8 protein-coding genes are annotated in these 10,115 nt (G+C 67.5%); 2 read left to right on the top strand and 6 right to left on the bottom strand.

Going from position 1 to position 10,115, the window contains the following annotated elements; all coding sequences use genetic code 11:
* The 4 genes from INE98_RS03295 to INE98_RS03280 form a co-directional block, all read right to left on the bottom strand.
* On the bottom strand, nucleotides 1-1,321 hold a 1,321-nt coding region (locus tag INE98_RS03295; RefSeq protein ID WP_293536551.1), incomplete at its 3' end, for an MFS transporter.
* 207 nt (nucleotides 1,322-1,528) lie between these two features.
* Nucleotides 1,529-3,019 carry a DASS family sodium-coupled anion symporter gene (locus tag INE98_RS03290; protein WP_293536549.1) on the bottom strand — a complete coding sequence of 497 codons (1,491 nt, stop codon included), beginning with the start codon at nucleotides 3,017-3,019 and terminating at the stop codon, nucleotides 1,529-1,531.
* A 292-nt stretch (nucleotides 3,020-3,311) separates the two neighbouring features.
* On the bottom strand, nucleotides 3,312-4,019 hold the full coding sequence (locus INE98_RS03285) for a DUF4386 family protein (RefSeq protein ID WP_293536547.1): 708 nt from the start codon (nucleotides 4,017-4,019) through the stop codon (nucleotides 3,312-3,314).
* Between the two features lie 141 nt (nucleotides 4,020-4,160).
* Entirely contained in the window at nucleotides 4,161-5,147 is a 987-nt protein-coding gene (locus INE98_RS03280; RefSeq protein WP_293536545.1) for an NAD-dependent epimerase/dehydratase family protein, read from the bottom strand.
* Nucleotides 5,148-5,254: 107 nt separating this feature from the next.
* Between INE98_RS03280 and INE98_RS03275 the strand changes: the two genes are divergently transcribed.
* Nucleotides 5,255-6,172, top strand: coding sequence for a LysR family transcriptional regulator (locus INE98_RS03275; protein ID WP_293536543.1), 918 nt, complete (start codon nucleotides 5,255-5,257; stop codon nucleotides 6,170-6,172).
* 5 nt (nucleotides 6,173-6,177) lie between these two features.
* Here INE98_RS03275 and INE98_RS03270 read toward each other — a convergent pair whose 3' ends face one another.
* Together INE98_RS03270 and INE98_RS03265 are read right to left on the bottom strand one after the other, a co-directional pair.
* Nucleotides 6,178-7,629, bottom strand: a complete 1,452-nt coding sequence (locus tag INE98_RS03270; protein WP_293536542.1) for a carotenoid oxygenase family protein — start codon at nucleotides 7,627-7,629, stop codon at nucleotides 6,178-6,180.
* 24 nt (nucleotides 7,630-7,653) lie between these two features.
* Nucleotides 7,654-8,118 (bottom strand): DUF2141 domain-containing protein, encoded by a 465-nt coding sequence (locus INE98_RS03265; RefSeq protein ID WP_293536541.1) that lies wholly within the window; start codon nucleotides 8,116-8,118, stop codon nucleotides 7,654-7,656.
* Between the two features lie 351 nt (nucleotides 8,119-8,469).
* On the opposite strand from INE98_RS03265, the gene INE98_RS03260 reads away from it, so the two are divergent.
* A complete protein-coding gene (locus INE98_RS03260) occupies nucleotides 8,470-9,987 on the top strand; it encodes an MFS transporter (RefSeq protein ID WP_293536539.1) in 1,518 nt (505 codons plus the stop codon).
* Nucleotides 9,988-10,115 lie beyond the last annotated feature (128 nt).

The raw sequence follows: 10,115 nt of genomic DNA, 5'->3' as shown, positions 1-10,115 counted from the left end.
GGTCCGTCTCGCTGACATCGAGGAGATCGAGCTGGCGGCGGATCTCGGCATGGCGCGAGGCCGTCAGCTTGTAGCCGATGAAGCAGGCGCCGGCGGCCATCACAAAGATGATCGGGCCGACAATGTAGGCGAGCTCCAGGCCCCGGATGGCTTCCGGCGTGTTGGTGACCCCGGCGCCCACCTTGTATCCGACCATGGCCAGGACGTTGAAGGTGAGAAAGATCGCCCCCGCCGTGGCCAGCTTCGATGTGGCCGTGAGGCCGGCATAGATCAGGCCCATCCATTCCCGCCCGCTGTCGAGCCGGAGCTCGTCGGCGATGTCGGCCGCGATGGCCCGCATCATGACCGTGAAGCCCGCCGCCATGGCGCCTACCAGGAACATCAGCACGGAAAAGATCGGAAAGTCGCCCTTGGGCAGGAAGGGCAGACACATCAGGCCGACGGAATAGACGGTGGTCGTCACCAGGAAGGCGATATGCTTGCTGATCCTGTTGGCGAGCCAGGCGGCGAAGGGTGCGCCGGCGAACCCGGCCACGACATAGATCAGCAGCAGCAGATTGGCGGCCGCCGTGTCGAAGCCCCGGCTATCCTTGAAGTAGAACAGATAGAGCGCGGCCATCCAGCCCGGACCGAGGGTGACCAAGAGGTCAGCGGCCAGCAGACGGATCACGTTTCCGCGGGTGAGGAGCTGTGCGTAGTCTTTCAGTGTGAACTTGGCGGGCCGATCCTGGGTGATGCGTTCGGGCGTGGAGAAGACCACCAGCAGGCACGTGATCGCCGTGCTGGCGATGACGAACCAGATCATCGCCTGCACGCCCTCGGCGTCGGTAAAGCCCTGCTGGCTCATGATGATCGGGATCAGCAGCACGGCCACGGCGCCGATCACCCCCAAGCCCGTGATGGCCCCGAAGATCCGGGAGCGTTCCGTGTATGTGGGGGCAAGCCTTCCGGCCCAGGCGAGGTGGGAGAGCAGGACGCCGGAATAGCCGAGGTACATGACCAGCAGCCAGAAGCCCAGGTACAGGGGGCCATCCTCAGCGCCGGTCAACAGGAGCATGAAGAAGCCCAGCATCAGCACAGGCGCGCCGAGCGCCAGCCAGACACGATAGCGGCCGAAGCGGGTCTTGGTCCGGTCCATCGCCAGGCCCATGGCCGTGTCGATGGGAATATCAATGAATCTGACCAGGGCGAACACGGTGCCGACGAGGGCCAGCGACAGGCCGAGTTCGGCGGCGAAATAGCGCGGCAGGTGAACTGTGGCGGCGATGCCGAGCGCACCTATGGGAACGGCCGCACTGGCGAAGACCAGGGCCCGCGGCAAGGAAATTTGACCGCCCGAAGGGCCGGACTGGGATTGCGACACCTGAACTCTACTCCCCTGACAATCACGTCGTCTGACCCGACGCTTCAGGCAGGGAGTTAGCCGCGAGCCGGGCCGCCTCCGCAAGGGGATTTCTGTAGCGGAAGGGCCAGGCCGGCCCGCCCGGCCGTAGGACGTTCCGGCGCCTGAGGGCGCCCCCCGCCAAGGTCAGCCCAGGACGCTCCCCGCCAGGAGGGCGTTCACCGCCGTGATCGCCGCTATGCCCGCGGCATTCAGAAGGAACCCCTTCCACAACATGGTCCGCAGCGAGGGCAGCCCCGTGGCGAAAGCGATGGCGTTGGCGGCCGTGGCGATCGGGAGCATGAACCCCAAGCTTGCGGTCAGGGTTACGGGAAAGACCAGCAAAAGCGGGTTGATCTCAAGAGCGACGGCGAGAGCGGCGACAATGGGCAGCATGGCCGTCAGCGTCGCGACATTCGACATCATTTCTGTCGCGATCAGGGTAATCAGCAGGAGAACGACGAGGATCAGAAGGGGATGGTATCCCTGCAGCCCCTGCATCGCCAGGCCCAGCCACTCCGACAGGCCGGTGCTGTCCATGGCCGCCGCAATCGACAGGCCGCCGCCGAACAGAACCACAATGCCCCAGGGAATGCGTTCTGCGCTTGTCCAATCCAGCAGGCGGGGCCGTTCCGGGTCTCCGGACGGCAAGAGGAACAGCAGGAGCGCCCCGGCGATCGCCACCCCCATGTCGCTCAGTCTTTCCAGCCCGGGAATTTTCACCAGAACCAGTTCCCGCAGCAGCCAGGCGGACGCGACCGCGACGAACACCATCAGAACCCGCTTTTCCGCAGGGCTGGCGGGGCCCAGCGCTTCGCGGGCCCGCCGCAGCACGTCACGCCCCCTCGCCACGTCCTCTGCGGTTGCGCTCACCAGGCCACGGGTGACGATGAACCACAGGAGGGGCAGGAGGATGGCGACCACCGGGATCCCGAGCATCATCCACTGGACGAAGGACAGCTCCACCCCGCGCTCATCCAGGAACGCCATGGCGATGACATTGGTGGGAGACCCCACGGGCGTACCCATGCCTCCAATGGACGCCGCATAGGCCACGCCCAGCACGAGTGCGACGCCAAGGCGGGGATCGCGGTGACCATGGTCGCCCATGGCGCGAGCGACGGCGACGGCGATCGGCGTCAGCATCAGGGCTGTGGCCGTATTGGAAATCCACAGGGACAAGAGCCCCGCCGCCAGGATGAAGCCTGCGACCAGAGCGGTCGGTCGGGCGCCCACCGCACCGGCCACCGTCAGGGCGATCCTGGCGTGCAGGCCCCAGCGTTCGATGGCGGCCGCCAGCATGAAGCCGCCGATGAACAGGTAGAGCACCGGGTCAGCATAGGGCTTGGCCGCTTCGGCGGCGTTCGCTGCGCCGGTCAGTGGCAGGGCGATGAGCGGGATCAGCGCCGTGGCGGCGATCGGGACCGCCTCGGTCACCCACCAGACCAGCATCAGGGCCATGATCGAGACGACCCACCAGGCCTGGACAGACAACCCCTCGGGTGCGCCCACGAGCTGGAGTCCGATCGCAATCGCCGGGCCGAAGCCGAGTCCCAACCTGCGACCGGTCGCACCCAACCCCCCGCCCTCCCCGGTTCCTCCGGCGGCGTCTGCTTGACTGGCTGGGCTGCTGGACATGCTCGACCTTCTCCCCACGTCCCCAGTTAGCAGATCGTGGGAGGCTGTCAGCCGGATGTTGGGGCCGCTCGCCGCGAGACGTCGCGACACCGGGCCTGATCACACCAAAGGGTTCGCCCGGTCGGCTGCAAAACTCGCGGCCCACCAGGCGCAGGAGGCGGTGGCGAGACCCTTGTTGACGGGGCTGACGCCGGGCTGCGGATCGAAGCTCAGTTGATCCCTCGAACCTCGGACCCGCCGATCAAGGCCGATCGCTGGCCGCTCGAAGAGCGAGCCTGCCCCGGCCCCTCCCCTAGGCGGGACGACGAAGGCCGCGCCAGAGGAAGAGAAGGCCCAACGCCATGAACCAGAGCTGGATCCCGGTGGTCGAGAGCACGATCGAGACCGGCGGCGTGATGCCGAAGAGTTCGAGGCCGGGCAGGGCGACAAGCACGCCGGCTGCGAGACCCGTCAGGCCCGCCCAGGCCGGGAGCTGGCGATCACGCAGGATCAGAAGGCTGACGGAGATCGCCCAGATCGCTGCAAAGCCTGCAACGCCCAGGGCTTCGCCGATGGCGCCGCCCCAGGCGTTGACGGCGCCCTGGGTGGCTTCGATCGCGGTGCGGGCGTCCGCCGAGAGGCCCGGAGCCGAATGGGCCTCGGCCAGGGCGACGCTGCCGGTCAGCCAGCGAATGATTCCGATCGCCCGTGCGAGCGCCGAAGCTGCAGCGGCGCCCAGGGCGATCAGGCCGAGAACGCCCTGTGGTCCCGGCCGCGCCGCCAGACGGACGGTGAGGGCCCCGGTGACCAGGAAGAGCAGCGAGTAGCCAAGATAAAGTCCGTAGCCCAGCCGCACGGCGTCGACCTGCTCCAGGAGCAGGGGCAGCATCTGGGCGGGCGGATAATCGAGGCTGTCCGGCCACTGGATCGCTCCGCCAAGGACGACCATCGGCGCAAAAATACTGAAGCCCTGAATCAGAAGGACAAGTGCAGCGATGAGACAGAGGGAGCGCGGCGACATGAGGGTCTCATTCGGGGGATCTGCGTGGGTCATGGACGGAGCCTTTCAATGGGGGGAGCAGGATCAGGTTCGGTCGGGACAACTGTTGGCCGGCCCCGGAGCCGGGAAACCGCCGGCGGCCGGAGAGAGCTTCGGGACGGGTCACTCCGCCGCCATCGGGTTCCTGGGTGCGAAACCGAGGTCGATCAGGGCCTGGCGGATCGCCTCTGCCGGCGGGGTCATGGGCAAGGGTCCGATGCGGGCGCTGAGCCGGGCGCCGTCAAGGGCGTGCGGAATCCGCCAGAGGAAGCTCATCTCGGCCACGGCGCGAAGCATGGGAGCGAAGAGACCCGCCAGCCGGATGAACTCCCACGGCATGCCGCCTCGCCGCCAACCCTTCGCAGGCGCCAGGCCGAGTTCGCAGGCCGCAGACTCGATGAGGTCGAGGAGTTGAGCGCCTGTCAGGGTGTGGCCTTCGAAGTGCAGGGTCTCAAAGGCGGGCCCGTCCCGGCCGAGCGATGTCTCAGCGACGGCGACGAAGGTCCGGGCAAGGTCGGGCAGATAGGCCCAGGCGTGTGGGACGTCGAGGGGCCCGGGATAGACAAGTCGCCCCCTTTTCAGGGACTTGATGATTGAGAGATCCAGCCAGGATCCCTCCCCAGAGCCGTAGAAGTCGCCCGCCCTCACGATCACCGCCCGGAATCTTCCTGCCTCTGCGCGAGCGCGGATTTCAGCCTCGAGGGCGGCGCGCAGCCTGCCCTTTCCGCAGGTCGGCTGTTCCGGCGTGTCCTCGCTGAGAATGGCCGGCATGCCCTCGCCGAAGGCATAGACGTTGCCCGGCAGCATGAAGAGGGCGCCGAGGCGCGCGGCGACATCCAAACCGGAACGCGCAAGGGGCAGGAGCTGGTCCTCCCAGTCGGTGTAGAGAGGGTTCACGGCGTGAACGACGACTGCGGCGCCTGCGGCGGCCTTCGCCAGGCCCTCCGGATCGTCCAGCGGCGCCAGCAGCGGCTCCGCGCCAAGTGGCAGGTTTGTGGGTGTCCGCCGTGCCTGGGCCAGCACACGCCATCCCGCTTCGGCGAAAGCGGCCGTGGCGGCCGCGCCGAGGCGTCCATTGGCGCCGAGAACGAGAACAGTCCGAGTTGTCATCAGACCCTCCAGCAGGAAACCGGCCTCTCGCCGGGGTGAAACAAGCTTGCCCCGGATTCAGATATTCCGCCATTGTGGGTCTCGGTAACTGAGATATGCGAGTTTGCATGACAGAGCCGCCCCCCTCCCCGGATCTGGAGGCCTTTGACTGGACCCTGGTCCGAAGTTTCCTCGCCGTGCTGGACTCCGGAAGCATGAGCGCTGCAGCCAAGCGCCTCGGGCTTCAACAGCCCACACTGTCACGGCAGATCGCCGCCCTGGAAGCCCAGATCGGCGCCTCCCTCTTCGAGAGGACCGGACGGGGCGCTGCGCCAACGGAACTCGCCCGGATGATCGCAGATGACGCACGGGTCATGCAGGATGGCGCCGACCGGTTGCGGCAGCGACTGACCCGCCGCCAGACTCAGACCGCCGGAGATGTCCGCATCACGACCAGTCAGGTGGCGGCGAGCTATCTCCTGCCGCCGGTGATCGCCGCTCTGCAGGTGGCCGAGCCGGGTCTGCGGATCGAACTGGCCGCCGACAATGCGATCACCAACCTCTTGCGGCGAGAGGCCGACATCGCCGTCAGGATGGCCCGCCCGGAACAAGGCTCCCTGGTGGCCCGCAAGCTTGCGGACATCCCGATCATCGCCTGCGCCCATACCGACTATCTCGACCGGGCCGGCGCGCCGGAGCAGCCCATGGACCTGCTGGACCACCGGTTGGTGGGCTATGATCGCGACGACACCCTGGTTCGGGGGTTCGCAGCCGCCGACCTGCCCATCCGCAGAGAGCACTTTGTGGCCCGGACGGATGATCAGCTCGCCTATGGCCGGCTGGTGGCGGCCGGCGTCGGCATCGGCTTTCTGGCCGCCTACAATCTCCGCTGGCTGCCCGGCGTGGTCCAGGTGCTGCCGACGATGCCTGTGCCTCCCCTGCCCTGCTGGCTTGCGGTGCACCGCGAGATCCGAGGCAATCCCCTCGTGCGCAGGACTTTTGATTTCCTCGCCGAGCGCATACCCCAGGTCCTGGCCGGCGCCTGACCGGATCAAACGGCCCGGAACTGGCCATGCAGGCTGAGCGGAAGGGCCACATCCGCCCGCCATGTGCAGACAGGACCTTCGCTGATGCGGCGGCTGTCAAAGACATGCAGTTCGCTGGCGCGGGCGTCGAGATTGAGGCTGACGCCCAGTATCCAGCCATCCATTTCCGCGCTCGAGTGTCTCCGCGGGACAAAAACCGCCTCCTCGAAGATGTGACGCTCCCCGAAGTCGAAGCTGTCGGTCGTTCCTCTCTTCCAGTCCTGAAGACCAAGGGACTGGAAGAGGGGATTGGCGCCGCGGCCTCCGCCCGCGAACAGGGTCCTGGCGCGTGGAAGCCCGGCAAATCGCCCGTCTGCCCGGGGAAACTCCGCGACAAGACCGGTTCTCTCAAGCCGGCACGCGCCGTCAGCGCCCAGTGTGAGCAGCCGAAGTTCGGGCTCAAGGGGGGATGACAGGGGAAGTCCCTCCAGAAGGCGGGCGCCCCCCTCGACCGCAAAGGACGCATCCGGATAGACGCAGATGTCCAAGTGCAGGGTCCCGTCCGGGTCTTCCCAGGCGTCACCCATGTGGAAGGCGAAAAAGGGCTCCGTCTCGAAGACCCGACGGCGGCTCAGGTCCGCCTTCTCCAGGACGACGATCCTTGTCCCGAGTTCCGGCTTCCATGAATGCCCGTCGGTCAGGGGAGACCCCGGTCGCTCCTGAACCCACGGCTGGAGCACGAGAATGAGGTGACGCTCCGTCGCGCTGAAGTCATGGATGTAGCTGGCGAGCGGAAGCTCCACGACCTGGGCCGCCTCCACCACGCCGGAGGGCGACAGACGCCAGACAATGGCCCTCGAGCCTGCGAGCCCGAGGTTCCAGACCCTCCCATCGGGCTCATATCGCGGATGCGCGAGATAGGGCATGCCGGCAAGGTCGGATCGCAGGACCTTGAGGCCGCGCGTTGCGAGGGTCTCGGGATCGATCGCGAAGGGCGAGCCTGACTCCCAGAGGGCCCAGAGCTCATCCCCGGCGAACTGGACGGAGATGTTCGCGCAATTGACGTCATCCGGCGAGGCGATCCGGGCGTCCCGGCCGGGGCGGGTGCCAAAGCCTCCGGTCACGACGGCGTTCGCCAGCGTGTCGGTCCGCCTGCGGGGCGTGTCGACGAACCGCGCCGCAAGGCTGGCCCGGCCCTCCCGGATCCGGAACCGACGGATCAGCCCATCGCCGTCAAACCAATGCGTCGCCGACCCGCCAGGGCGGCGGAACTTGGCCGGGCCGTTGCGGAAGAGGTCGCCGCTCAGATCGAGCGGCGGCCGGCCGTACACCCGCTTCAGGTCACGGAGGTCGAGGTCGCTCTCCAGGTCGGCGAAACCAAGGGTCCAGTCGGCGCCGGCGCCTGCCGCGAGGAGGCGGTCGGGGTTGAAGCTGAGGGCGGCGGCGGCGCCCAGACTCAGGAAGGAACGGCGGTTCATGGTGGGGCTCGGGTCCTTGCGGGATCAGTCGATGGCGATGGTCTGGGCGTTGTCGCCCGCCGCGACCTGGAAGACGGCGTCGGCCCAGGCTGGCGGCCCCATCCGGGACGGTGCATTCCGAGACGCCGCGTAGGGCTCGGTCGGTAGACCGAAGGGGTTGGTGTTCATCCGACTGTCGCCATTGACGTCATGATAGGCCTTGATGGCGTACCTGCCGGGCTTCAGACCCGTGACCGTCTGGCTCACCTTCGGCCCGGTGACAGGGATTCGAACGCCCTGGACCGGACGGTCCCCGTTGAAGGCGGCTTCGCTGTCAAACACACCTGCCATGATGTAGCCGCCCGGCCTGCCGAGGCCCGTGAAGCTGATCGTCAGGCTGGCGTTTTCAGCAGCGGGCGACGCCAGGGCCGGCGTGACTGGCGGCAGGACGGCCTGAAGGGTCAGAAGGGAAAGAACAAGCACCGGGGTTCTGTAGGGGTGATCAAGCATGCGGGGCTCCTGCGGCTGGAGATCAAGTCCGCCGGGAGTTCGTTCGGGGGACGCCGGGGCGGCAACCGTTGTTGCGCCGACGAGGGTCCGGGCTTCGTGAGCGCCCGCGTTCCGCGGCTGGCGCTTCGTGAACTGCGGGGCGCCCTGCCGTCTCAAGGGCGCTGAGGCGCATGTGAAAAGGCTCTTGGGATCGGCGGATTCCCTGCCATGATGCAGCCAGAGCGACGGTCGGGTCCGGGATATCAGCCGCCATGCAAGGGCGGGCTGGGATCGGGGGGGGCAGGACCGCCGCCCCACCCCTGTCCGGCGCGCCGATCCGCGGTTCGCCGGGCCGCCAGATTGGAGCCTGCCTTGCCCCCCAGCGACCCGACCCAAGCCCCATCCGTTAGCCAGGCCCCGGGAGCGACCGCCCAGGCGCTCTCGCCGGCTCAGGTACGTTACGCCCTTTGGCTTCTGCTGATCATCTACACGCTTAACTTCCTGGACCGTCAGATCGTCAACATTCTCGCCGGTCCCATCAAGGCGGAGTTCAATCTCTCCAATACGCAGATGGGCCTGCTGACCGGCCTGGCCTTTGCGTTTGTCTACACCGTCCTCGGCATTCCGATCGCGCGTTACGCCGACCGTTTCTCGTCCAACCGGATCGGGATCATTGCCGCCGCCCTCGCCGTCTGGTCACTCTTCACAGCGCTCTGCGGCCTCGCCCAGAACTTCACCCAGCTTCTCCTCGCCCGCGTGGGTGTGGGGGTCGGCGAGGCGGGGTGCACGCCGCCTGCGCACTCTCTCATCGCCGATACCGCGCCGCCCGAGAAGCGCGCCTCCGCCCTGGCCTTCTATTCGATGGGCGTACCCATCGGCACCTTCTTCGCCTTCGCCTTCGGGGGCTGGATCGCACAGGCGCTGGACTGGAGATGGGCCTTCCTGATGGTCGGCCTGCCCGGAGTCCTGCTGGCCGTGCTGGCGTGGTTCACCATGAAGGAACCCCGCAAGCTCGGCATGGTCGCGCCGCCAAGGCCCGATGCGCAGGTCATGAGTTTCGGGGCCTCGCTGAAGGCCCTCGGATCCATCCGCTCCTACTGGTACGCCAGCTTCGGGGCCGCGGTCCTCGCCTTCATCGGTTATGGCCAGATCGCCTTCCTCGGCATCTTCTATGGCGAGGTGCACACCACCCCCCTGGCCCAGATCGGACTTGCCCTCGCCGTCGTCGTCGGGGTCGGCGGGGCCCTTGGCACCTATGCCGGCGGACAGATCGCCGATGCGGCGGCCAAGAAGGACACCCGCGCCTATTTCAGCGTGCCCGCCATCGCCATGATTGCATCCACGCCGCTCTTCTTCGCCGCGATGATGATGCCGAGCGGGCCTTCGGGCCTTTCGGGAGGCCTCAGCGATCCCACGCTCTGGTCCCTCGCCCTCCTGTTCATTCCGATCTTCCTCAACTCGCTCTGGTACGGACCGGTCTACGCCTCGATCCAGGGTGTGGTCGGGCCGGAGCTCCGGGCGTCGGCCGTGGCCATCATGCTCTTCGTGGTGAACATGATCGGCCTCGGCTTCGGACCCACCCTGCTGGGAATGCTGGCTGATGCGCTGAGCAACTGGCGGCTTGAAGCCCTCCTGGCTGCGGGCAAGGACTTCAACTCGACCTGCCTGCCGATCTTCGCCGACAATCGTCTGGTTGCGGCAGGCCAGGCGGCCCAGGGTCTCGCCGCTGCGAATCCGGATCTCGCGGCCGCCTGCGGTCTCGCCCGGGATGATGGGCTGCGCTGGGGTCTGATCGTGAGCGGGCTCATCGGCCTCTTGGCTGTCGCGCTCTTCTGGCTGGGCCGGGGTTCAATTCGCGAAGACCTCGCCCGAGCCAGCGCTGCGGCCTGAGACTGCAGGCGGGCGTCCGAGCGGGCCAAGTCCCTGAGGGGACCGGAAGCCGGGTTCTCCCGGCTTCCGGTCCCGGCTGATCCCGTCGTCCGGAACACTCCTGTGATGTCCCTCCCGCGGGCGCTGGT

The sequence above is a fragment of the Phenylobacterium sp. genome, assembly GCF_020253645.1.
GTDB lineage: Bacteria > Pseudomonadota > Alphaproteobacteria > Caulobacterales > Caulobacteraceae > Phenylobacterium.
This window is presented reverse-complemented; position numbering and strand designations above follow the sequence as displayed.